Below are 21,766 nucleotides of genomic sequence, written 5' to 3'. Positions count from 1 at the left end.
GCAGAGACAATGAGCAAGACTCTCCCAAGCTATACCAGCGGAACCGCCGAGGTACCCCTGCTGGGCATGACCATCGGTGAAATGCTGGACCGCACGGCCGAGCAGTTCCCCGACACCGAAGCCCTGGTCTGCCTGCACCAGGACATCCGCTGGACCTACAAAGAATTCGTGGAAAAGGTCGACGAGGCCGCCCGCGCGTTCCTGGCCATTGGCGTCAAACGCGGCGACCGGGTCGGCATCTGGTCACCCAACCGTTACGAGTGGACCGTCACCCAGTTTGCCACCGCCAAGGTCGGCGCCATCCTGGTGAACATCAACCCGGCCTACGGCGTGCATGAGCTGGAATACGCCATGAACCTCGCTGGCATCAGCGTGATTGTCACCGCCGACAGCTTCAAGGCCTCCAACTACCGGGAGATGCTGTACGAGCTGGCCCCGGAACTTAACCGCAGCGCCCCGGGCCAACTCAAGGCCCACCGGGTACCGGAGCTTCGGGCCGTGATCAACGTGGACAAAAACCGCCACGACGGCATGTGGACCTGGGACGAATTCGTCGGCTTCTCGGGCGATGTCTCCGAACAGGACCTGATCAAGCGCCAGGACGAACTGCAGTTCGACGACCCGATCAACATCCAGTTCACCTCCGGCACCACCGGCAACCCGAAAGGTGCCACCCTTACCCACCACAATATCCTGAATAACGGGTATTTCGTGGGCGAAAGCCAGCGCCTGACCGAGAAAGACCGCCTGGTGATCCCGGTACCTCTGTACCACTGCTTCGGCATGGTGATGGGTAACCTGGGCTGTATCACCCACGGTTCCACCATGATCTACGCCGACGAAGGCTTCGAACCCAAGTCCGTCCTGAAGGCGGTCCATCAGGAGAAAGCCACCGCCCTGTATGGTGTGCCGACCATGTTCATCGCCGAACTGGCCGATCCCGAGTTCGAAAGCTACGACCTCTCCACCCTGCGCACCGGCATCATGGCCGGCTCCATCTGCCCGGCGGAGGTGATGAAGAAGGTCAATGGCAAGATGAACATGAAAGAGGTTCAGATCGCCTACGGCATGACCGAAACCAGCCCGGTCTCCACCCAGACCAGCTCCCTCGACCCGTTCGAGAAGCAAGTCACCACCGTGGGCCGCACCCAGCCGCACCTGGAGACCAAGATCGTCGATCCGGGCACCGGCAATGTCGTCCCCCGTGGCGAGATCGGCGAGCTGTGCACCCGTGGCTACAGCGTGATGCTGAAGTACTGGAACAACGAGGAGAAAACCCGCGAGGCCATCGACAGCGCCGGCTGGATGCACACCGGCGACCTGGCCACCATGGACGACGAGGGCTACGTCCAGATTGTCGGCCGCATCAAGGACATGGTGATTCGCGGCGGCGAGAACATCTACCCGAAAGAGATCGAAGAGTTCCTCTACACCCATCCGTCCATCGAAGAGGTGCAGGTCACCGGTATTCCGGACGAGAAATACGGTGAAGAGCTGATCGCCTGGGTAAAACTCCGCCCGGACGCAGAGCCGGTCACCGGCGACGACCTGCAGGAATTCTGCAAGGGCCAGATTGCCCACTTCAAGATCCCCCGCAACTACAAGTTCGTGGACGAATTCCCGATGACCGTCACCGGGAAGATCCAGAAGTTCAAGATGCGGGAGATCTCGATCGAGGAAATGGGGCTGAAGTAACCAGCGACAGCTTCATGGCTTTTCCCACCTTCAACCCCCGGCCTTTGGTCGGGGGTTTTTCGTTGTAATGAGAACTGGCTATCAGGCTGCTCAACGCTTCGCATTGAAAAGTTACATATTTTAAGTAGGTTTAACAAATGAGCGTTGTGACGGTGATTCGAATGCGCAAAACTGCGAGAAGCCGTCGGGAAAGAATGCGCCCTGGAGTGAAATCGGAACACTGGAGATAGGTTTTGCGTGTGTCGTCGCTAGATCCCAACACCCTGGTCGCCGATCGGCTTCAAACGCCTCTATGGATTTTCGACATAGAGCGTCTGGCTATGGTTTGGGCCAACTCTGCTGGAATGGCTTTTTGGGGTGTTGATGATCTCAACACACTTTGTAGCAGGGATTTCCGAGCCGAGATTTCGAAATCTGCGCAAAGTCGCCTGCATGAATACTTGAAGCGGTTTGAGCAGGGAGAAACAGTCGTAGAGACGTGGACGTTTTACCCGAATGGACGCCCCAAAACCGTACGTTGCCTATGTTCCGGTTATCAACTTGAAGAAAGCCTCGGAATGTTGGTTGAAGCCCAACTGGTCGAAGAACAGGACACTTCAGCCCTGCGTGCCCAGGAAGCATTACGCCATGTGCCAACACTCATCTCGATCTTTGATAGGCAAGGCCATCTTCTGACTCAAAATCCTTCCGCGCGAGCAAAGTGTTCCAATAGTGCCCGTTTGGCTGAGCGCTTTATTCGTAATAGCGACATCGAAAAGATACACCTCTGGGCAGCCGGCAAAGACGAGAGCTGCATGCTGGAAGCTCCCGTGCGTACAACGCTTGGCGAACGTTGGCACCGAATTTATTTACAGCACATGATAGATCCGGTCACTGGAGACCGCGTCATCATGGTGAGCGAAACCGACATCACTGCCCGCGTGGAGAGTGACTTTAACTCCAGGAACGCTCGCGAGCGGCTCGCTGCGCTCATCAGAAATCTGCGGGGCGGCATATTGGTAGAAGATGAGAAACGCCGATTGCTCCTTGCCAACCAGAGCTTTTGCGACTTATTCAACATCGATGCTCCACCTGAGGCACTTGAAGGTGCTGATTGCGCCGAAGCCGCCGAACAGAGCAAGGATTTGTTTCAGGAACCTGGCGCGTTTATCGCGGGGATTGATCGCGCTATTGAAGAGCGAGAAGCCATTACATCAGAACTTCAGATGGTAGATGGCCGCATCTTTGAGCGTACCTATGTGCCTGTCTTCTATGGGAAAGCCAATCTCGGCCATCTTTGGCAGTACTGGGATGTCACAGACCAGAAGAACAACCTGAAAAGGCTCGAGAGCGAGGCCCACCTGGATCCACTTACGGGTTTATGGAATCGTCGTCGCTTCGAACAAACGCTACAAGAAACGCACGAAGAAGCCATCCGTTACAACCAGCCCTATTCATTGGTGATAGTCGATATCGACCATTTCAAACAGGTCAATGACCTTCATGGCCATGACGCAGGCGATGATGCGTTGCGATTGATATCCGAAGAGTTGTCCTTGCGTCTGCGACAATCCGACCGCCTGTCTCGTTGGGGCGGAGAGGAGTTCGTGGTGTTACTGCCACAAACGTCGCTCGAAGGCGCACTTCGCCTTGCCAACGAACTGAGAATGCGGGTGCGAGATCTCTCGCACCCTGTCATCGGACGCATAACGATTAGCCTGGGAGTTGCTGAGGTCGGACACAATGAATCCCCTCGTCAGGCATTGAGGCGAGCCGACGCGGCGCTTCTGCAGGCTAAAGAAAACGGACGAGACCAGATAAAAGCCCTCTGAGTCATCAGGCTTCAATACTCGTCCATGTCCCTTGAGATTTCAGTCAGGCTGAAGATCCCGGTGCTTAAGACTCGTACTCGCGAATCATGGCAGACAGCTGATCCTTGAGATGGAGGCGCTGCTTCTTGAGGTTTTCCAGGTCTTCGTCACCGGCGTTCTCTGCACCCGTTTCGATGCGGTGAACGGAGTGATCCACCTCATGGTACTCATCAAACAGCTTTGCAAAATGATGGTTGCCGGTTTTCAGGGCATGGATCGCGTCTTTGGATTCCGGCATTTCGTGAATCAGATCGTGCTTTTCCAGAGGCATACAGGTACTTCCCAGGGTTGGAGTTGAGTTGATCTACTCGGTGTTGGCCTCTCAGGCTACGCCCTTTTCGACATTCGTCAATCATCCACATCGTTTTGGAGCGACGACCCCATCGGCACCAGCTTCTCCAGGTCCGAAAAGATGGCATCGCCATCGGTAACCCCGGCCAGCCAGCTCAGAGGAATACCCTGAGCTCCGCCTACGCCATACACGGCCGCCATGGCCGGCCCGATGATCCAGGCTCTTCCACACGAATCTCCGCCGCACCGGATGTTGGCACGAACGGCTTCCGTGAAGCTTCTGGCATGGGACAGTATGTGGAAGATGACGGGCATGGCCTCGTGCAGGTAGCAGGTGCGTCCATGGCTGTCCCCGGCGCCAGGGCCATCCAGAGAACTTGCCGCCCGGGCCTTTGTGAGCGCGTCGGGATCCGGTGCTTCGGCGATGGCGGCCTCAAGCGCCGACGACAATGGCTCGCCCCGGAAAAGGTGGTCGAGCAGACGGGCCGAACAGCGAGCCCAGGCGACGGCTTCGTCACTGTGATTGGTGACCCGGACCGCCGCTTCAGTCATCGCCATAAGGTCATGCTGGCCGCAGAAGCAGGCGACCAGAGGCGGCAACTTGGTGATTGCGGGCAATTGCGTATCATCGGCACCACTTAGCGGAGTGAGCTGCCGGTCGATCGTTTGCGCGATGTGGACACCCGCGTCCTGTATCGCCTCGTCCTGATAGGTGAGGTTGACCGCTTGTCGCACCGGTACCTCCAGCTCATCTCCACTCAGGTAGCGGGTGTAGGGGAGCACCTTCTGCACGAGAATCCGTTTCTGCCTGTCGGTCAGGTTTACAGCTGTGCTTGCCAGCGCCTGTTCGATGGCGTTCTGCTCATTCCTGTTCAGATTATCCAGGGTGATCCGGGTCGGGTTATCGATGTAACCGTGCCACTGGCCACCCGGCCCGAAAAAGGTACGGAAACGCCGCTGATAGTCACGAATATCCAGGGTTCCCCGGTTGGCCAGCAGGCTGTCGGTAAGCACACCGGTTGCAGCCCCATAGTGACTGATATCGCCGGAGCGCTTTCCTCCGTGGGCAAAGTAACCGAATACCCCTTTGAAATACTCTTCTCTCGGTTGCATGAATTCTGGTGAATGACCGCCAACCTCCTGAATGCGTTGGCCGTCATAAACCCAGTGCAACCCAAGGGCCGCCGCGTCCGCAACCCAGCCGCCAGCCAGTGCCGCCACCAGACGGGATTGTCGGCTGGATGCAGATTCCTGATTCATGACAAGCCTCCGGTTCAGACGATCCAACTCTCACAATACCACTCGGTGATGGCCTGGCGTCCATGGCTGCGTTTCAACCCCGAAAATATGTCGATATTTTTTACGCATATCGAAAAGCCAGTATTACAGCCCCAGAACATTAATCCGTAACCAACTGATTTAAAGAATGACATTTTCATTTTTTTTGCGATGGCGTGACATTTGCAAATGCACTCATGACCGAAGTCGAAGACAACCTATAAGAAAGCGTTTTTACTGAAAATGCAGCTGGAAGGAAGAGCTCAATGAAACAGACCAGGATAGTTCTCGCTTTAAGCACCGTGCTCGCCATGGGCGCCATGTCAGCGAACGCGACAATGATCGTTTTCGATGGCAACAACGGTGGAACCGCCAAAAGCGGCAATGTTGAAACCGCAACCGCCGCCCATTCCGGAAATCCGGATCGCTGGGGATCCACACTCGGATTCACCGGGTTTACCGTTTCCGGCGGTCGTTCCTCGGGTGATAACCTGAACAACGGAACGTTCAGTCGCGATTCCATCACCTCATACAATGTTGATCAGGATCTGAGCCCCAATCATGGCGGTCTCGGTGTCTGTTCTGAAAACGCCAGCTGCGGCGGAGATTCGGATAGCTTCGCCTCCAACTTCGGCAATGATCCCGGGAAAGACGAGGTTCTGTTCTTTGATTTCAACAACTCGGTAACACTGGATACTGTCTGGTTTAACGGCGATCACAAAGAGCATGTCGATGGCTCCACCACAAACAGTGTGACCGATCCGGCGAACGCGCTGTTCAACATCTTCTTCAGTTCTGACGGAACAGACTACACCAACGTGTTCAACAATCAGGTTCGGCCAACGGATCTGGAATACATCACCACCGCGCTTTCTGAGTCCTATCAGTATTACGCGATCTCCGCGTCCGGATGGGGACCACACATGAGCTACGTGGAAGCGCTCTCCTACTCGGTTCCGGAGCCTGGCACGCTATCTCTGCTGGGCCTTGGGCTGCTGGGTCTTGGCTTTGCCCGTCGCCAACAGAAAGCCTGAACGGTTCGCGACCTGAACCCCGTCGCTTGAACCGAGTGCCTACGAAGGCTACCTCACCGCAGGTAGCCTTCTTTATTCATGACACCCCATTAACCCGTCTCATCCATTCCTCTCATTGAATCCGCCCGGCAGAACTCCTAGGCTGTGAATATCTGACATCCTCCACAATGGACGGGCGGAGGCGGCATGACGTCTATTTCGAGCACGAAATTTGCGTTGTTCGGCGCGGTACTGATTGCGATCAGTTATGGACTTGCGCGTTTCGCCTTTGGCCTGTTCGTTCCCCCGATCCGCGATGACCTGGCGCTGACACCGGGCGTCATCGGTATCATCGGCGCCCTCCCCCTGATCAGTTTCCTCCTGGCTACGCTCGTTGCACCGCTTGCGGCCATTCGGCTGGGCGCCCGTAACGCGGCGATGCTGTCCGGCGCGTTTGGCGCCGTGGGTCTGGGGCTGATCAGCCAGGCCTCGGGCGCGGTCTCGCTGGGCGTTGGCGTATTCGCCTGCGGCATCTGCACCGGGCTGATGATGCCGGCGCTCACCGCCGCCATGCAGGCGCTGGTGAATCGCTCGGTGCATGGGCGCGTAAGTTCAGCCATGAATGCGGGCACCAGCATTGGAGTGGCGGTTGCCGTACCGGCGATCCTGTTTATGGCTGACGCCTGGCGCTTTGCCTACGGATCTTTTGCCGTACTGGCCGCCATTGGCGTTGCCGCAACCTGGTTTGTCATTCCCTCGGTATCCAGGGTGACCCCCGCCAGCATTGCCACACCACCCCGGATCAGCGCCCAGCAATGGTGGCGCCTCGGCAGGCTCTCGGTGTTCGCCTTCGCGATGGGCTTTGTCTCCTCGGCCTACTGGATCTTCGCTCCGGACCTGGCGGTCACCCTCGGTTCCCTGTCGCCGGACAACACCGGCTGGCTGTGGTTGGCGGTGGGTGTCGCTGGCCTCGGCGGAGCCGTCGTGGCCGACCTGGCCGATCGCAACAATCCCCCGATCACCCAGGCCCTGATGCTGATGATGCTGGCCGCCAGCCTGTCGTTACTGGCCGCAAGCCCCGGCCAGTTGGCGCTCTCGGTCTTTTCCGCGCTGGTGTTCGGCCTGGCCTACATGAGCCTGACCGGCCTCTACCTGATGACCGGCATCCGACTGCTGCCAGGCCGGCTCTCGGTCGGCCCGGTATTGCCTTTCATGGCAGTGTCTCTCGGGCAGGCAATTGGCTCGCCGGTCGTCGGTATGCTGGTGAACGACATGGGCTACGCCGATGCTTTCTCGACCTTCTGTGCCATCGGCATTCTCGTGGCCATGCTGTCGCCCTTCTACCCACGTTACCTTGAGCAGGCCGACGAGGAAGAAGGCGAAGAGGACACCGGCCTCCAGGCGGCATACGATTATCAGCTGCCTGATCCCGACGACGAAGACACCGAGCCCTCGCAGGAGCCGCAGGAATCACCCGGCAATTAACCGGCCGGATATCGCGGTTTTTACGGAGTTACCGAAGGTTCACAGAGCCCGGTGATCGGTTGCCCGCCCTGGCGCCGTATTGTTAGGTTGTTAAGCAAATACAGCGAAAGCAGGAGGTTTTATGGATACCCGTCGCTTTGGCAATACAGACGTTCAGGTAACGCCGGTGGGCCTTGGTACCTGGGCCATCGGCGGATGGATGTGGGGCGGCACCGACGAATCCCAGTCCATCGACACCATCCACGCCGCCATCGACAAGGGCGTCGGCCTGGTGGACACCGCACCGGTCTACGGCTTTGGCCGCTCTGAAGAAATCGTGGGCAAGGCACTCGCCGGCGGCCGCCGCGATAAAGTGGCACTGGCAACCAAGGTGGCCATGAACTGGTCGGACGATCACCAGAACGTCTGGCGCGAAGCCACCGCCGCGCGGATCGAAAAGGAAGTGGAAGATTCCCTGCGTCGCCTGCAGACCGACCACATCGACATCTATCAGGTGCACTGGCCGGACCCGCAAACACCGATGGAAGAAACTGCAAAGGCGATGGAAAACCTGCTGAAAGCCGGCAAGATCCGGGCGATTGGCGTCAGCAACTTCACGCCGGAGCAGATGGACGAATTCCGGAAGTTCGCACCGCTGCACAGCCTGCAGCCTCCCTACAACCTGTTCGAACGCGACATCGAGCAGGAGGTGCTGCCCTACTGCGATGAACAGGGCATTGCCACCATCACCTACGGCGGTCTTTGCCGCGGCCTGCTGTCCGGCAAGATGAGCAAGGACAGCCAGTTCGAGGGTGACGACCTGCGCAACAACGATCCCAAGTTCCAGGGCGAGCGTTTCCAGCAGTATCTGAATGCGGTCCAGGCACTGGACGAGTTTGCCCGGGATCGCTACCAGAAGGACGTTCTGGCGCTGGCCCTGCGCTGGCTGATAGACCGGCCCGGGGTGACCACCGCGCTGTGGGGTGCACGTCGGCCCGAGCAGCTGGACCCGGTGGGCGAGATCGAAGGCTGGTCCCTGGATCCGGAAGCGCTGAAGGCCATTGATGACATCCTGACCGAGCACATCAAGGATCCGGTAGGGCCGGAATTCATGGCGCCGCCCACTCGAGATAAAGCGGCCTGACCGCTGACCGCACCTGACAGAAACCCCGGGCTACTCCCGGGGTTTCTTTTTTGATTGACACCGAAACCGGTTCCGTGATGTTATCTCTGTTAACTTTGTTAACACCGATAACATTAGAAAGGACCCGGCATCATCATGTCCAGACCGGCCTACCACCACGGCGACCTCCCCCAACAGGCCCATCAGCAGGCGCTCGACATCCTGCGGGCCGAGAGCGATACCGCCATCAGCCTGCGGGCCATTGCCAAGCAGATCGGTGTCAGTGCCCCGGCCCTGTATCGCCACTTTGCCGACCGGGAAACCCTGCTGGCCGAGCTGGCCATCACCGGCTTCCAGTGGTTGCGGGACAGTCTGCTTCAGGTGGAACAGGATGATCCCCGCAAGGCACTGCTCCACATCGGCCTGGCCTACGTATCCTTCGCCCAAGACGAACCGCACCTGTACCGGCTGATGTTCGGCGGGCGGATCCTCCCCAAGGGCGCCCATCCGAGGCTGGACGAAGCCGGGCTGGAGGCCTTCCGGGTACTGGAAGACACCGTGGCCCGGGGGCAACAGGAGGGCTATCTCAAACCCCTGCCCCTGCCGCTGATGACCGCCACCGCCTGGTCGCTCGTGCACGGCCTGTCCGAACTCATCATCGACGGCCACCTGCCCGGTGCCGACGCCGAACCCCGACTGGCGGAGAGCGTTCTCACGCTTCTCCTTGACGGCTCCCGGAACGAGCCCGAATCCCACACAGAGGAAACCACGCCATGAGCAGCCCCAAACCCAGCACCATCCGTGTCGGCCGCCGTTACCGCGCCAATCGCCTGGACGGCCACTACGACGCCATTGTGATCGGCTCCGGCATCGGCGGCCTGACCACGGCGGCCTGCCTGAGCAAAATGGGCAAGAAGGTGGCGGTGTTCGAACAGCACTACACCGCCGGCGGCTTCACCCACAGCTACGACCGCAACGGCTACGAATGGGACGTGGGCGTGCACTACATCGGCGATATGGGCGCCGACCACACCCTGGGTAAGCGCCTGTTTGACTACATCACCGACGGCCAACTCAAGTGGGCCCCGATGGACGCCCATTACGACCGCATATTCCTGGGCGACAGGCACATCGACCTGGTGGCCGGCCCGGACGCCTTCGCCGCCGAACTCAAGGCGGCGTTCCCCGGCGAGGAACAGGCCATCGACACCTACCTGAAATACCTGAAGCAGGTGGCCGGCGCCATGCCCGGCATCGTCCTCGGGAAAGTCCTGCCCAACCTCGTCTCCGGTCCGTTCCGGGCACTGGCCAAACGCCGTGCGCCGGCCTACCTGAACCGCACCACCCGGGAGGTTCTGGAAAGCCTGACCGACAACCAGGAGCTGATTGCCGTGCTCGCCGGGCAGTGGGGCGACAACGGCCTGCCTCCGGCAGAATCCAGCTTCATCATTCACGCCCTGATCGCCCGCCACTACCTTTACGGCGGCTACTATCCCATCGGCGGCGCCTCGGAAATGGCCAAAACCATCATCCCGGTGGTCCAGCAGGGCGGCGGCGAAGTCTTCACCTACGCAGACGTTACCGAGATCCTGATCGAAGACGGCCAGGCCGTGGGCGTTCGCATGAAGGACGGCGAGGAAGTAAAGGCGCCGCTGGTGATCAGCAACGCCGGCGTGTTCAACACCTTCGGCAAACTGCTGCCGGAGAACGCACCGGACCTGGACTATTACCGGGAGAAGCTGCACCACGTGAAGCGCTCCATGGCCAGTGTGTGCCTGTACGTTGGCATCCAGGACACCGCCGAGAACCTGGACCTGCCCAGGACCAACCTCTGGATCTACCCGGGGCCGGATTACGAAGGCCAGGTGCAACGGTTCCTGGACGATCCGGAACACAGCGACATTCCACTGACCTACATCTCCTTCCCCAGCGCCAAGGACCCGAGCTTTACCGAGCGCTACCCCGGCCGGGCCACCATCGAGATCGTCGCCCCCGGCCCCTACGAATGGTACGAAACCTGGGCCGACAAACCCTGGGGCAAGCGGGGCGAGGACTACGAGGCGAAGAAAGAGGCCTACGCCCAGCGACTGCTGGAGAAGCTCTATGAAAAACTGCCCCAGCTTCGTGGCAAGGTGGACTACTACGAGCTCTCCACCCCGCTCTCGACCGACTACTTCTGCCGCTACGAGCACGGCGAAATCTACGGCCTGGACCACACCCCGGAGCGGTTCGAACAGGACTGGCTGAAACCGAAAACCCGCATCCCCGGCCTGTACTTGACCGGCCAGGACGTGATGACCTGCGGCGTGGTGGGCGCGATGATCGGCGGGCTTCTGACCACCGTGGCGGTCAGTGGCCTGAAGGGCCTGCCGCTGGCGAAGCGGATGTTCGTGGGCTAGCGGGACGACGAACGGGAAAGGTGTCACACGGCGGGCAGCGTATGGGGCGGCCGGGTTAAACATTACCGGCTGTTAAGGTAGTATTTCAGCGTTGCCTCTGGCACCCACGCCCGTTTCAGCCCACCGCTGGAACCCCTGGAACTGTTGTAAGAAAGGGATTTTATGAAACGCCTCCTGCTTGTTATCGCCGCCATCGCCATTGCCGGCGCCATCACCGCCCAGTACCGGATCACCAGCGGCGTCACCGACGGCCTCGAAGCCGCCAAACGGGGCATGGCGCCCTACGCCACCATGACCTACGGCGACGTCTCGACCACCCTCGATGGCAACATCGAAATCACCGATGTCGCCTTTACCCCCCGCATGGACAACCAGCCGATCCACGCGGACAAACTGGCCCTGGTCACCGGCAGCCCCTGGGCGCTGCTGAGCCTGGAAGACACCATCAGCAACCACGAGATTCCGGAACAGCTGAGTTTCGTGATCGAAGGGCTGGGCGTGGATGCCAGCTTCATGGCCGGGCTGGACCAGAACACCCTGGGTGAGACCGTCTTCACCCGGTTCGACACCGCCGGCTGCGGCGATCGCACCTATTTCAACCAGGCCGACCTCGCCGCCATGGGCTACGACCAGCTCACCGTGGATATGACCATCGGCTACCGCCTGATGACCGGCGGCCAGGAAATGGCCGTCAACCTCAAGACCGTTTCCCGGGGCCAGATGGGCGTGGATGCCGAAATGATCATCAACCTGCCCCGCCCCATGAACGACGGCGGTCCGTCCGCGGCACTGGCACAGGGGGCCACCCTCTCCAGCGCCACCGTCCGGATGGAAGACCTGGGCAACAACGAACGGATCGTGGATTTCTGCACCGGCGAGACCGGCCTGACCACCGCGGACTTCCGCGAGCAGCACCTGAACGCCTGGCAGGACGAATGGCAGTACCAGGGGCTAAAGCCCAGCGACAGCCTGGTGGCCGTCTACAAGGATTTCGTCACCCATCCGGGCAGCACGCTGACCTTCACCATGGAGCCTTTCCCGGCGCTGGAGCTGGGCAATAACTACCTCAGCCCCGACCCGGTGTACCTGAGCGGGCGCCTGAACCCGAAACTGGGCACCGAAAACACCGGCCTACGCCCGGTGAGCCTGAGCGATGCGCCGAAAACCGCCCGGAACGAGCCGCCGGCATCCCCCGAACAGGAAGCTGCCGATCCGTTCCCGGCGCCCAGTTCCACGCCGGCCCCAACCCGCAAGGCGTACCGCCAGGTCTCCGTAGCCACCCTGGGCCAGCACATCCAGGACGACGTGCGCATCACCCTGCGCAACGGCCGCAAGATGGACGGACGCATCATGACCGTGCAGGGCCAGTCGATGAAACTGAAACGCTACCTGCACGGCGGCACCATGGTTGTCCCGGTTAACCTGGGCGACATCCAGCAAGTGTTGCTCCATTAAACAGAGACGATGCCCATGCACCTCCCGTTCTGGCTCACCACCGCCCTGCTGTTCCCGGTACTGATGTTCCAGGGCAAACGGGCCAGACGGGACACGCCCCGCCTCCCGGAAGCCTCCGGCGATCCCTCCGGCCAGTACGGCGAAGGCACGCCGGCATTCCGGCTGCTGGTGATCGGCGAATCCACCGCCGCCGGGGTGGGCGTGGCCACCCACGACCAGGGGCTGGCAAGCCAGCTGGCCCTGCAACTCCATGAGAAGACCGACCGTACCATCGCCTGGCACACCTTCGGCGTGAACGGCATCCGGCTCGGGCAGCTCAACCGCAAGCTCGCCGACACGCCCCTGCCGGAGGCGGACCTGGTGTTGCTGAGCATGGGCGTGAACGACACCACTGGCTTTACGCCACGATACAAATTCCGCCGGCAACTGCTGGCACTGCGACAGGCCCTCGCCCCCCGCTATCCGGCCCCGCTGCAACTGCTCAGCGTGCCACCCATGCACCTGTTCACCGCTCTGCCCTCGCCGTTGCGACAACTAATGGGCTGGCGCGCCCGGCAACTGGACGCCGTGTACCGCCAACTGGCGAAACAGGCGCCGAAAGACTTTACTTATCGAAGCTACCCCGCCCCCACGGACCCGACCCTGCTGGCCAGTGACGGCTACCACCCGGGGGAAAAGGGCTACCGTGCCATCGCCGCGGCGCTGGCCAAAGGAGACCTGTTGACGGAGTAACAGGGAAAGAACATGACAGGAGGTCACCCCCATGAAACGCATCGCCATCTGCTTTGACGGCACCTGGAACCGCCCGGAACAGAACCTCGGCGAAGACTACCCCACCAACGTCCTGCAATTTGCCAGGGCCATCCGCCCCACCGACGGCCAGGGCACCGAACAGGTGGTGTTCTACGACTGGGGCATCGGCTCCTACCACGACAAAATCCGCGGCGGCGCCACCGGCTACGGCCTGGAAAAGAACGTGATGGACGGCTACCGCTTCCTCGTCCACAACTACGACCCCGGCGACGAAATCTACCTGTTCGGCTTCAGCCGCGGCGCCTACACCGCCCGCAGCCTGTGCGGCATGATCAACAACTGCAGCATCCTGCAAAAACAACACGCCAACCGCATCGAAGAAGGCTTTCGCCTCTATAAGACCAAAAAGTACAAACCCAACGGCGACCACTCCATGGACTGGAAACGCCGGTACGCCGTGGCCGAACGCACCGCCATCAAATTCGTGGGCGTGTGGGACACCGTCGGCGCCCTCGGCCTGCCCTTCACCTTCTTCGGCCTGATCAAGGACCAGGACCTGTTCTACGACCGCAAGATCGGCAGCAACATCGGCGTCGCCCGCCACGCCCTCTCCCTGGACGAACAGCGGGAAGACTTCGAACCCACCCTCTGGGAACAGCGCCCGGAGGTGGACCTGGAGCAGGTCTGGTTCGCCGGCGTCCACTCCGACGTCGGCGGCGGCTACCCGCCCGACAAAAACGGCTGCACCCTCGCCGACATCCCTCTGCTCTGGCTTGCCGACGAAGCGCAGAAACACAGCCTGGTGTTTGCCCCGTTCATCCAGAAAGCCACCAGCCCGGATGCCAAACAGCACAACGAGTACAAGGGCAAGTACAAGCTGCTGGGCAAGCGGATCCGGGAGATTCCGGCGACGGCTACCCAGAAGACCTGGGTGCATACCAGCGTGAAAGAGCGTTATGAAACCGGGTACACGAGTGCGCCGATTGAGAATTTTCGGAAGGCGCATGGGGAGTGGCCACCGATCTGGGAGGGGTAAAAACAGTGAGAACCAAAGCAGTATTTTGCAGGCAGGGATTGGACGAATCGGGATTCAGTGTATACCTTGCTAATAATGTGTAGGCGTTGTGGGTGCTTTTTGATGACAGGCAGTGGAATAACGAAGCAGTGGCAGTGAGAAACCATTGTTATTGAATAGTCGAGTTAACGCTACATTTTGTCGTGCTGGACGGTGGAATCATTAAGCACGAGAACGACACGACAAAATATCTGTAATTATGCAGCAGGCTACTAACTGCTGCTGAATGTATCGAGAAAAGTCATGGTAAATATCCCAGCCTTTTGTGACACATGTGGTGCCGCATTCCCCTCTGGATTTTCTTTTGAAAATTGTCGCAACATCCATCTACACGGAAACAAATCGGGACCATGCCCTCGATGCGGAGGAATGGGAAGTGTTTTAGATGGTGTATTTAACATTACTGGTAGTGTGATAGAGGTCCTGTCGGCTCCCTCGAGAACTACAGAACAGCTTAAGGTTCTGTCTGAAATACTCCAATCAGCCGTTGCAAGTGAGAAAGAGGCTGATGAGATAGCCTCAGAAATTCAATCAAAAGCGCCTAGTTTAGGTGCAATAGCTCGCTTTATCCCCAAGAACTCAACCGAGTTGGTAGCCTGGCTGACTTTTGTACTTTTAGCCATTCAAACCTTGATGCAGATGGATGAAAAAGAAGCGCCAGACGTCAACTTGATTTTGAATCAATCAGTCGAGCAGTCGATGAATCCCAAGAACTACTATCCGTATCGCCCAGCGCCAGATACTCTGACAAGGAATGCACCATGTCCGTGTGGAAGTGGCGAACGGTACAAGCGTTGTTGTGGACGCGGCATTTAGGCAGTGGATGGCCCAAACTGGCAATACGCTGGGTTCCGTCCCAGCGGTTTACCCAAGCCCCTAGCTTTATGAGACTAATTGGAGGGCTGATGCTAGAAAAATTTAGAAAGGTCACAAACCCTTTAACCATAATTGCGATATTTGCGGGCATAACTGAGATTATGTGCACGTTCGCGTTGGCTGCAGTTTCAGAGGGGCACGAAATTTGGATAATCGTATTTCTCGTGTCCTTCCCCTCTGTTCTCATAGTCATGTTTTTTCTGACGCTCAATTTCAATCATAAGGTGCTGTATGCACCAAGTGACTATGCCGATGAAGCAAATTTTATGATGGCGTCGAATCTCGGTGAACAGCCACAATCAACCGGCATTTCCTTTGAGGTGAAAAGTGATTAAGAATATTGCTAACAGCTACCGTGGCGGCACGGTTCAGCTCGACAACAATAGCTTTACGGCATGCACCTTTGATAACTGTGCTCTCGAGTTTGGTGGTACTGGGCCAGTAGAGTTGAATGAATGTAGCTTTAACAATGTGCAGTGGATATTTACTGGAGCTGCGAAAAATACATTGAACTTTCTGCATGGCATGTACAGCGGTATGGGTGAAGGTGGGCGTCAAATTGTAGAGGCAACCTTCGACAACATCAGGGGGAAAAATACAACGAATTCAGGCAAGGATCGATTATGACACCCCGCCGCTTCTGCCAGATTTAAATATAGGTGATTATGGAAACGAGTTTAATTATTTCAGCACTGGCTTTGGTGACTTCAGCTTATAGCATTTATGAGACTCGCCGCAATAACAGACTTGGGCAGTCTCCCACGATCGTTGGCCATGAGAATGAAAGTCCAACTGAGTACTCTTATTCGATAACAAACAAGGGAAACGGTCCGGCTTATTTTGAGAAAGTTCAATATTTTTTGAACTTACAACCAATCGAAGACAAGCCTCTTGGGGAATATTTAAAGGAAATCCTTAACAAGAATGAAATCCGCTATAGTTCCTCTATCACCAATTTGGGGCAGAAAAGTGTTATGGCGGCAGGCGAAGTAATCACATTGGCAAAAATCGCTTTCCCTGCAGAAGACTCAGAGAAGTTCCAAAACCTGGATCAAGAATTCTCGGTTCGAATAGTCTACAACTCCCTACACGGCGATGAGCAAGTATGGTGCAGTGATAGTCGCTTGGAGAATATTTAACCGGCCGTTTCGCATGGTGTTAAACCAGAAAAAAATCTATGTCTGATATCGCCCAAACCCCTGAACCACCCTACTACGCCGTCATCTTCAGCAACCACCGCACCGAAGGCGATCACGGCTACGCTGAAATGGCAGACCGCATGGTTGAATTGGCAACTGACCAGCCTGGGTTTCTGGGTATCGAATCAGTCCGAGAGGGATTAGGCATTACCGTCTCCTACTGGGAAAGCCTCGACGCTATCAAAAACTGGAAGCGCAACGCCGAGCATCGCGAAGCCCAGCGCCTCGGGCATGAACAGTGGTACTCAACCTTCAAAGTCCGAATCGCCAAAGTCGAACGGGACTATGGGATTTAACTCCCACCTGATGAGGTCCATGTGAATATCCGACCTGCCACCGCTGAAGACGCGACTGCAATCACCCGCTTGGGCACCAGCTTCTCTCCCGAAGCTCGGAGCACCTCCTCTGCCCTATCCCACTTTACCCACCTCCTTCAAACGGACGGTCATCGGGTGTGGGTTGCGGAAATGGATGGGGCGATTGCCGGCTGGCTGCACGCCTTCGCCGCATTACGGGTCGGGGTGCCACCGTTTATCGAAATCGGCGGCCTGGTGGTGAAGCCAGATTGTCGGCGGGCAAAGATCGGAAGCGGACTGGTTCAGAAGGCAACCGCATGGGCGGAAGCCGAGGGCATGAAACTCCGGGTTCGCTGCAATTCAGAGCGGGAGCCCAGCCATCGGTTTTATGAGGCACTTGGCTTTGAGCTTTTGAAACAGCAGCATGTGTTTGAAAGATAACGCTCTGCACTCATTCTTATGAAAAACGAGAGAGATAAATGAACAACAAGGATGTCCTTAACAAACCTTTGCTGGCCTGCCTTTTCTTGCTGGCAATGCAGCTCCAGGGCTGTGCAACAAGCCACTACGATGCAACCGAGAATGCGATCAAGGTCAATCAGGACATGGCGGACGCCTGGCGCAAGCACGGCGACGAATCCATGGCCCGGTCGTTTGAAGAGCGTAAAGCACAGATCATCGAGGAGGAGTACAACGACTATAGCTCGGCGGACCTGCTTGGCGATATTATCTTTGGCGACTAACCGGAACCACCGGCACATCCCCTATTCAACCGGAACTCCCATGAACTACCAGGCGATCAATTTTAAAAACAAGCTCGGCCTTTTTGACGAGCAGTGGTCACCCAAGGTGATCGCAGAGATGAATGACTACCAGTTCAAGGTCGTGAAACTGCAGGGCGACTTTGTCTGGCACGATCACAAGGACACGGACGAGACCTTCATCGTTCTCGAAGGCATCCTGAGAATCGATTTCCGGGATGGCCAGGTCACACTGTCTGAGGGCGAAATGTACGTTGTGCCGAAAGGCGTTGAACACAAGCCCTACGCGGAGCACGAGGCCAAGGTATTGCTGATCGAACCCCGCGGAGTGGTGAATACCGGCGAGGAAACTTCCAGCCAGACCGCCGAGAATGACGTCTGGATCTGACGGATCAAAACAGGACATCACATGGACGTATCACCCGTCACACTCGAAGGGCAGCTTGTCCGGCTCGAACCCCTGAAACCCTCACACCGCGACGCGCTGTTTGCCGCCGCCTCGGACGGTGAGCTCTGGAACTCGGATCTCACCATCGTGCCCGCCAGCCTGGAGGCAACCGAGGGCTATATCCGGGAAGCGTTGGAGGGCAAGGACAAAGGCATTTATCTGCCCTTCGTGATTGTTCACAAACCCACCGAGCGGGTTGTCGGAACCACCCGCTATCGGGCCATTACCCCGCCCCATCGCCGCGTGGAAATCGGATCCACCTGGTTGTCCGCCAGTGCCCAGCGTACCGGCATCAACACGGAATCAAAGTTGCTGCTCCTTGAGCATGCGTTCGAGCAACTGGAATGCCTGCGGGTGGAGTTTCTGACGGATGTGCTCAATGTCCAGTCCCGGGCCGCGATTCAGCGACTGGGCGCCACCTTCGAGGGCGTTTTCAGGGCCCACATGGTGATGCCCAACGGGCGCTCCCGGGATTCCGCCTGCTTCAGCATCATTGCCAGCGAATGGCCGGATATCAGGCATCGGCTTAAGAGCAGGCTTTCGTCCGGAACCGAGGCGAAGTTATGACGGCTACCTATATTCATCTCTCTGCTGCCGTGTGGGCCCTGCTTGCCGGCACCTCCCAACTGCTCGGTCAGAAGGGAACCCCTCTCCATCGAGCCGTTGGGTGGTCATGGATGATTGCCATGGTGGTAGTCGCCGTGTCGTCATTCTGGTTGACCGGACTGATGGACGTATTGTGGGGCTACAGCCCCATTCACCTGCTCTCCATATGGACACTGATCTGCGTGGTGGCGTCCATCGCAGCCGCGCGGAAGGGCAATATCCGTCGACACAAAGCCTATGCCGCAGGCGCCTTTTTCGGCGTGGTGGGAGCCGCGATCGGTACCCTGATGCCAGGGCGTCTGATCCATGAATGGATTTTTGGTGCGGTATAACTCAACCGGGCTATCCGATGAAGAAGTTGATTTTGAATATCCGGACCGCAAAAGCTTGGGCTCCGGCATCCCCGGACCTGGCGCAATGGCAAACCCGGCTGTTTTGCAGGAGTAAACTGAGTCATACCTGAGTTCAGGCCCGTCCCTGGGCCCCTCTTTAGCGTTCGTGCCTTGCCTCAGCGGGCCGCCAGCTCAACGCGCTCCCACATGCGCAGGTAGGCTTCGGCCGACGTGAACAGCTGGTTCACGGCTTCATCCACCTGCTCTTTCGGGCGATCGCTGAAGCGGATCATGTCTTCAATCTGGTCGGGATAGAGGCCGTAATGGGCAACGCCACGGCCGTCGTAGAGGCTGAACACCCGGTCGCCGGTGCGTTCGGCGTCGAACACCACCCGGCCATCCACCGACGTGAAGGGATAGAGGTCCGCGGCCTGGTCCGGCGTGCCGGGGTTACCCGCGAGGGAGGCAATGCCATTCACGTCTGACGCCATGGCGGCGCCACCGAAGGGACCCACCTTGTAGGCGTCATCCCGGGGGCGTTCGCCATCGCGGGTCAGCTGGTCCACCCAATGCTCACGGACACTGCCGAAGGAGCTTGAGACGCCGCCCTGGGCCGCGATGCGGTCCCGCAGGCGTTCGGTGCCGCCCCAGCCGCCGTGGCTGTTGATCACCGGGTAACTCTGGGCACCGGTGATTTCGAGGATGCGGGCGGCGGCTTTGCGGCTGATGTGATCGGTCTCGATCATCATGCCCCGGCGCATCAGTTCCTGGATCAGGAATTCACCGAGATCGCTCAGGCCCCGGCGGTTGCACAGGTGATCGGTGCCGGCACGGGGATCATAGTCGGCGAATTCCTCCGGGGTTTCCGGGAAGCGGTCGCCCAGATAGTCGAGCTGGAACAGCAGTTGCTCCATCAAACCCAGCGGGCCCAGGGGTTCGGGATTCTGGTCCGGCTCCAGGCCGCTGTATTCGTCGGCCTCGGCCGGGCAGGTTTCAAACTCGACGGGGTGGCCGGTTTCCGCCAGGTTGCCGGCGTAGAGTACGGGGCCAATACCCACTCCCTGGCTCAGATCCGGAAGATGGCCGCCGAAGGCGTTGTCGAACTTGTGCACCGAGAACAGGGTGCGGACGCCCATGCCGTAGAGCCGGTCCAGGCGTTCGGTGATCTGCTCTCGCGTGCATTCAGCCACGCCCTGGAACTCGCCGCAGTTGAACACCTTGGAGGTTTCCACGCCGAGGATCACCGCCAGCTTGCCGTCGGCGATCACGTCACGGGCTTCGGCCGGGCTTTCAACCAGGCGGAACCAGCCCTTGCCCGGGCCGCCGTTCTGGGCGTCGATGTAGTCCTGCATTTCATGCATTCGCTGGGCCTGGAGCTCCAGGGCCGGCATGGTGTCGCAGTCGTTCTGCTTCTGCGGGTTGATCTGGCACAGAAGTTCGTTGTGCACCAGGTGATTCACGAGGATCTTCATGCCCGCCAGATGGGCCCGCTCGATCCAGCGGTAGTAACTCTGGTGGTGTTGCAGGGAATCGTGCCGGGGCCAGTAGTTGAAGGTGGGCCAGCCCTGGGTTTCGTGGGGCCCAAGCGTGCTGGTGACCTGCTCAACGATACCGGTCATGCCCTCCGGGCCGTGGTTGACGGCGCAGTCGTCCAGCGCGTGGTCAACGCCGAACTTGTGGAACGGGTCGCCGTAGTTGACCCGGCCGCCGATGAATTCGTAGGCGGAAACATGGCTGTGGGCGTCGACATAGCCAAAGATATCGTCGTTGTCGATTCCCCGGATGCCTTTGAAGCGGTCCACTTCCTTGAGATACACCGCCGGCGCCTTGCCGGGAACCGAGGCGTTGAGTTCCGCTTCGGGATAGCTGGCACAGCCGGAGGCCGGTACCAGATGAAACTCACTGGTCTCATCCGCGAGCGATGGGGAACTCAGCCCCAGGCCCTGGTCGGACGCGGTCAGCAGCAGCCCGGTCACCAGCGAGGAGAGCTGGAAGCGATCCTCCCGGGCGGGCAACAGCTCCCACACGGCGAGGTCACTCGCCTCGTGCACCTGACCAAGCTGCGGGTTCACGTCGACATCGCCGATGCGGTCGCCGGTCAGTGCCAGGCTTTCGCCGATATCCCGGACCGCATCGCCCAGCGGCGAAACGGGATCGAGGAAGAAGTTGGCCATATCCCCCAGCCCCGCAACCAGGTAACTCACCTCACCCACAAAGTTGCCGGATTCGTCGAGGAATTCCCCCATGGGATCGCTGATGCCCAGCAGGGTCTTGTCGCCCTGCCCTCCGGTCACTCGCTGATAGTCGGAGAGCAGAAGGTAACGCCCCAGCGCGGTCGGTTTCAGGTAAAAACCGCTGGCCTGGGCCGAATCCGCGGTGGTGGTGTACTGACTGCCATCGGCGGAGGTGGTCAGGTAGTGGTCGCCCCGCTGCAACTGATAACAGCCGTTGGCAAACCGATAGCGATCGGGCGGGGCCACGGTTCGCTCGACGGTATCACCCGCAACGGGCCCCGAGGGGGTCTCCGGCGATGTCGTCGTGGTGGTGGTATTGGATGGGGTCTGTGGGCTGTCAGAGCCGCCCCCGCAAGCACTGAGCGCCAGGGCACTGCCAACCAGCCATGCCCTGATAACAGGATGGATTCCGTGTTTCATTGTCGCCTCTTTCTTGTTTTTGTAGGAGTTCGGGAGTTCGAGACTGACTCCCTGAGCCTGAGGAACCTCCCTCCGGGTTCCTTTTTTGATCAGTTGGTCTGATCTGGCTCCCGTTTTTAGCACAGCCCTAAAATGTGAACTGCGTCACATTAGGCCAATCGGTAGACAGGGTGGTGGCTCGCCAACGAGGCGAACAAT

At 58.8% G+C, this 21,766-nt stretch carries 23 protein-coding genes; 20 read left to right on the top strand and 3 right to left on the bottom strand.

The genetic code is table 11. The features are described 5' to 3' along the window. The first annotated feature begins 9 nt into the window (after positions 1-9). Both MSNKSG1_RS02175 and MSNKSG1_RS18630 read left to right on the top strand, forming a co-directional pair. Positions 10-1,695, top strand: coding sequence for an AMP-binding protein (locus MSNKSG1_RS02175; RefSeq protein ID WP_008937598.1), 1,686 nt, complete (start codon positions 10-12; stop codon positions 1,693-1,695). A gap of 239 nt (positions 1,696-1,934) precedes the next feature. Next, a complete protein-coding gene (locus tag MSNKSG1_RS18630) occupies positions 1,935-3,506 on the top strand; it encodes a sensor domain-containing diguanylate cyclase (protein ID WP_152638690.1) in 1,572 nt (523 codons plus the stop codon). 64 nt (positions 3,507-3,570) lie between these two features. On the opposite strand, the gene MSNKSG1_RS02165 is transcribed toward MSNKSG1_RS18630, so the two are convergent. Together MSNKSG1_RS02165 and MSNKSG1_RS02160 are read right to left on the bottom strand one after the other, a co-directional pair. Next, a complete protein-coding gene (locus MSNKSG1_RS02165) occupies positions 3,571-3,816 on the bottom strand; it encodes a YdcH family protein (protein WP_008937596.1) in 246 nt (81 codons plus the stop codon). Positions 3,817-3,893: 77 nt separating this feature from the next. Then, on the bottom strand, positions 3,894-5,096 hold the full coding sequence (locus MSNKSG1_RS02160; protein ID WP_008937595.1) for an ADP-ribosylglycohydrolase family protein: 1,203 nt from the start codon (positions 5,094-5,096) through the stop codon (positions 3,894-3,896). 284 nt (positions 5,097-5,380) lie between these two features. Between MSNKSG1_RS02160 and MSNKSG1_RS02155 the strand changes: the two genes are divergently transcribed. The 18 genes from MSNKSG1_RS02155 to MSNKSG1_RS02080 all read left to right on the top strand — a co-directional run bounded on the left by MSNKSG1_RS02155 (position 5,381) and on the right by MSNKSG1_RS02080 (position 18,914). Continuing rightward, positions 5,381-6,148 (top strand): PEP-CTERM sorting domain-containing protein, encoded by a 768-nt coding sequence (locus tag MSNKSG1_RS02155; protein ID WP_008937594.1) that lies wholly within the window; start codon positions 5,381-5,383, stop codon positions 6,146-6,148. A gap of 186 nt (positions 6,149-6,334) precedes the next feature. Then, positions 6,335-7,612 carry an MFS transporter gene (locus MSNKSG1_RS02150; RefSeq protein ID WP_008937593.1) on the top strand — a complete coding sequence of 426 codons (1,278 nt, stop codon included), beginning with the start codon at positions 6,335-6,337 and terminating at the stop codon, positions 7,610-7,612. A gap of 121 nt (positions 7,613-7,733) precedes the next feature. Then, a complete protein-coding gene (locus MSNKSG1_RS02145) occupies positions 7,734-8,735 on the top strand; it encodes an aldo/keto reductase (RefSeq protein ID WP_008937592.1) in 1,002 nt (333 codons plus the stop codon). A gap of 135 nt (positions 8,736-8,870) precedes the next feature. Next, positions 8,871-9,491 (top strand): TetR/AcrR family transcriptional regulator, encoded by a 621-nt coding sequence (locus MSNKSG1_RS02140; RefSeq protein ID WP_008937591.1) that lies wholly within the window; start codon positions 8,871-8,873, stop codon positions 9,489-9,491. Beyond that, complete coding sequence (locus tag MSNKSG1_RS02135; protein WP_008937590.1) at positions 9,488-11,113, top strand: phytoene desaturase family protein; 1,626 nt, start codon at positions 9,488-9,490, stop codon at positions 11,111-11,113. The genes MSNKSG1_RS02140 and MSNKSG1_RS02135 overlap by 4 nt, the downstream gene beginning before the upstream one ends. Before the next feature lie 162 nt (positions 11,114-11,275). Then, positions 11,276-12,568 carry a hypothetical protein gene (locus tag MSNKSG1_RS02130; protein ID WP_008937589.1) on the top strand — a complete coding sequence of 431 codons (1,293 nt, stop codon included), beginning with the start codon at positions 11,276-11,278 and terminating at the stop codon, positions 12,566-12,568. A 15-nt stretch (positions 12,569-12,583) separates the two neighbouring features. After that, positions 12,584-13,300 (top strand): SGNH/GDSL hydrolase family protein, encoded by a 717-nt coding sequence (locus tag MSNKSG1_RS02125; protein ID WP_008937588.1) that lies wholly within the window; start codon positions 12,584-12,586, stop codon positions 13,298-13,300. Between the two features lie 31 nt (positions 13,301-13,331). After that, positions 13,332-14,357, top strand: a complete 1,026-nt coding sequence (locus tag MSNKSG1_RS02120; protein WP_008937587.1) for a DUF2235 domain-containing protein — start codon at positions 13,332-13,334, stop codon at positions 14,355-14,357. Positions 14,358-14,765: 408 nt separating this feature from the next. Further along, positions 14,766-15,212 (top strand): SEC-C domain-containing protein, encoded by a 447-nt coding sequence (locus MSNKSG1_RS18825; RefSeq protein WP_160164262.1) that lies wholly within the window; start codon positions 14,766-14,768, stop codon positions 15,210-15,212. Continuing rightward, complete coding sequence (locus MSNKSG1_RS02115) at positions 15,158-15,607, top strand: hypothetical protein (RefSeq protein WP_008937586.1); 450 nt, start codon at positions 15,158-15,160, stop codon at positions 15,605-15,607. The genes MSNKSG1_RS18825 and MSNKSG1_RS02115 overlap by 55 nt, the downstream gene beginning before the upstream one ends. Further along, a complete protein-coding gene (locus MSNKSG1_RS18820) occupies positions 15,600-15,899 on the top strand; it encodes a hypothetical protein (RefSeq protein ID WP_083870923.1) in 300 nt (99 codons plus the stop codon). Before MSNKSG1_RS02115 ends, MSNKSG1_RS18820 begins: the two co-directional genes overlap by 8 nt. 38 nt (positions 15,900-15,937) lie before the next feature. Further along, complete coding sequence (locus MSNKSG1_RS02110) at positions 15,938-16,411, top strand: hypothetical protein (RefSeq protein WP_008937585.1); 474 nt, start codon at positions 15,938-15,940, stop codon at positions 16,409-16,411. A 38-nt stretch (positions 16,412-16,449) separates the two neighbouring features. Continuing rightward, positions 16,450-16,767, top strand: coding sequence for an antibiotic biosynthesis monooxygenase family protein (locus MSNKSG1_RS02105; protein ID WP_008937584.1), 318 nt, complete (start codon positions 16,450-16,452; stop codon positions 16,765-16,767). A 21-nt stretch (positions 16,768-16,788) separates the two neighbouring features. Then, the gene (locus tag MSNKSG1_RS02100; RefSeq protein WP_083870920.1) at positions 16,789-17,208 is read left to right on the top strand and encodes a GNAT family N-acetyltransferase; all 420 of its coding nucleotides are present in this window, start codon (positions 16,789-16,791) and stop codon (positions 17,206-17,208) included. A gap of 38 nt (positions 17,209-17,246) precedes the next feature. Beyond that, positions 17,247-17,510, top strand: coding sequence for a hypothetical protein (locus MSNKSG1_RS02095; RefSeq protein ID WP_008937582.1), 264 nt, complete (start codon positions 17,247-17,249; stop codon positions 17,508-17,510). 40 nt (positions 17,511-17,550) lie between these two features. Then, positions 17,551-17,916, top strand: a complete 366-nt coding sequence (locus MSNKSG1_RS02090) for a cupin domain-containing protein (protein WP_008937581.1) — start codon at positions 17,551-17,553, stop codon at positions 17,914-17,916. Positions 17,917-17,937: 21 nt separating this feature from the next. Further along, the gene (locus MSNKSG1_RS02085) at positions 17,938-18,543 is read left to right on the top strand and encodes a GNAT family N-acetyltransferase (protein WP_008937580.1); all 606 of its coding nucleotides are present in this window, start codon (positions 17,938-17,940) and stop codon (positions 18,541-18,543) included. Then, positions 18,540-18,914: a DUF2306 domain-containing protein gene (locus tag MSNKSG1_RS02080; RefSeq protein ID WP_008937579.1), complete on the top strand. Its 375-nt coding sequence runs from the start codon at positions 18,540-18,542 to the stop codon at positions 18,912-18,914. The genes MSNKSG1_RS02085 and MSNKSG1_RS02080 overlap by 4 nt, the downstream gene beginning before the upstream one ends. A 176-nt stretch (positions 18,915-19,090) precedes the next feature. Here MSNKSG1_RS02080 and MSNKSG1_RS02075 read toward each other — a convergent pair whose 3' ends face one another. Beyond that, positions 19,091-21,568 carry an amidohydrolase family protein gene (locus MSNKSG1_RS02075; protein ID WP_008937578.1) on the bottom strand — a complete coding sequence of 826 codons (2,478 nt, stop codon included), beginning with the start codon at positions 21,566-21,568 and terminating at the stop codon, positions 19,091-19,093. Positions 21,569-21,766 lie beyond the last annotated feature (198 nt).

This window comes from Marinobacter santoriniensis NKSG1 (assembly GCF_000347775.1).
Taxonomy (GTDB): Bacteria; Pseudomonadota; Gammaproteobacteria; order Pseudomonadales; family Oleiphilaceae; genus Marinobacter; species Marinobacter santoriniensis.
The sequence above is the reverse complement of the archived record's forward strand: the minus strand, read 5'-3'. Positions and strand labels throughout refer to the sequence as shown.

Excerpts from the sequence above, each read along its gene's own strand:
- MSNKSG1_RS02150 (WP_008937593.1), top strand. The coding sequence starts at position 6,335 with ATGACGTCTATTTCGAGCACGAAATTTGCGTTGTTCGGCGCGGTACTG.
- MSNKSG1_RS02130 (WP_008937589.1), top strand. The coding sequence starts at position 11,276 with ATGAAACGCCTCCTGCTTGTTATCGCCGCCATCGCCATTGCCGGCGCC.
- MSNKSG1_RS02125 (WP_008937588.1), top strand. The coding sequence starts at position 12,584 with ATGCACCTCCCGTTCTGGCTCACCACCGCCCTGCTGTTCCCGGTACTG.
- MSNKSG1_RS02075 (WP_008937578.1), bottom strand. The coding sequence starts at position 21,568 with ATGAAACACGGAATCCATCCTGTTATCAGGGCATGGCTGGTTGGCAGT.
- MSNKSG1_RS02085 (WP_008937580.1), top strand. The coding sequence starts at position 17,938 with ATGGACGTATCACCCGTCACACTCGAAGGGCAGCTTGTCCGGCTCGAA.
- MSNKSG1_RS02160 (WP_008937595.1), bottom strand. The coding sequence starts at position 5,096 with ATGAATCAGGAATCTGCATCCAGCCGACAATCCCGTCTGGTGGCGGCA.
- MSNKSG1_RS18825 (WP_160164262.1), top strand. The coding sequence starts at position 14,766 with ATGGGAAGTGTTTTAGATGGTGTATTTAACATTACTGGTAGTGTGATA.
- MSNKSG1_RS02090 (WP_008937581.1), top strand. The coding sequence starts at position 17,551 with ATGAACTACCAGGCGATCAATTTTAAAAACAAGCTCGGCCTTTTTGAC.
- MSNKSG1_RS02135 (WP_008937590.1), top strand. The coding sequence starts at position 9,488 with ATGAGCAGCCCCAAACCCAGCACCATCCGTGTCGGCCGCCGTTACCGC.
- MSNKSG1_RS02165 (WP_008937596.1), bottom strand. The coding sequence starts at position 3,816 with ATGCCTCTGGAAAAGCACGATCTGATTCACGAAATGCCGGAATCCAAA.
- MSNKSG1_RS02155 (WP_008937594.1), top strand. The coding sequence starts at position 5,381 with ATGAAACAGACCAGGATAGTTCTCGCTTTAAGCACCGTGCTCGCCATG.
- MSNKSG1_RS02115 (WP_008937586.1), top strand. The coding sequence starts at position 15,158 with ATGTCCGTGTGGAAGTGGCGAACGGTACAAGCGTTGTTGTGGACGCGG.
- MSNKSG1_RS02145 (WP_008937592.1), top strand. The coding sequence starts at position 7,734 with ATGGATACCCGTCGCTTTGGCAATACAGACGTTCAGGTAACGCCGGTG.
- MSNKSG1_RS02140 (WP_008937591.1), top strand. The coding sequence starts at position 8,871 with ATGTCCAGACCGGCCTACCACCACGGCGACCTCCCCCAACAGGCCCAT.
- MSNKSG1_RS02120 (WP_008937587.1), top strand. The coding sequence starts at position 13,332 with ATGAAACGCATCGCCATCTGCTTTGACGGCACCTGGAACCGCCCGGAA.
- MSNKSG1_RS02095 (WP_008937582.1), top strand. The coding sequence starts at position 17,247 with ATGAACAACAAGGATGTCCTTAACAAACCTTTGCTGGCCTGCCTTTTC.
- MSNKSG1_RS02175 (WP_008937598.1), top strand. The coding sequence starts at position 10 with ATGAGCAAGACTCTCCCAAGCTATACCAGCGGAACCGCCGAGGTACCC.
- MSNKSG1_RS02110 (WP_008937585.1), top strand. The coding sequence starts at position 15,938 with ATGGAAACGAGTTTAATTATTTCAGCACTGGCTTTGGTGACTTCAGCT.
- MSNKSG1_RS02080 (WP_008937579.1), top strand. The coding sequence starts at position 18,540 with ATGACGGCTACCTATATTCATCTCTCTGCTGCCGTGTGGGCCCTGCTT.
- MSNKSG1_RS02105 (WP_008937584.1), top strand. The coding sequence starts at position 16,450 with ATGTCTGATATCGCCCAAACCCCTGAACCACCCTACTACGCCGTCATC.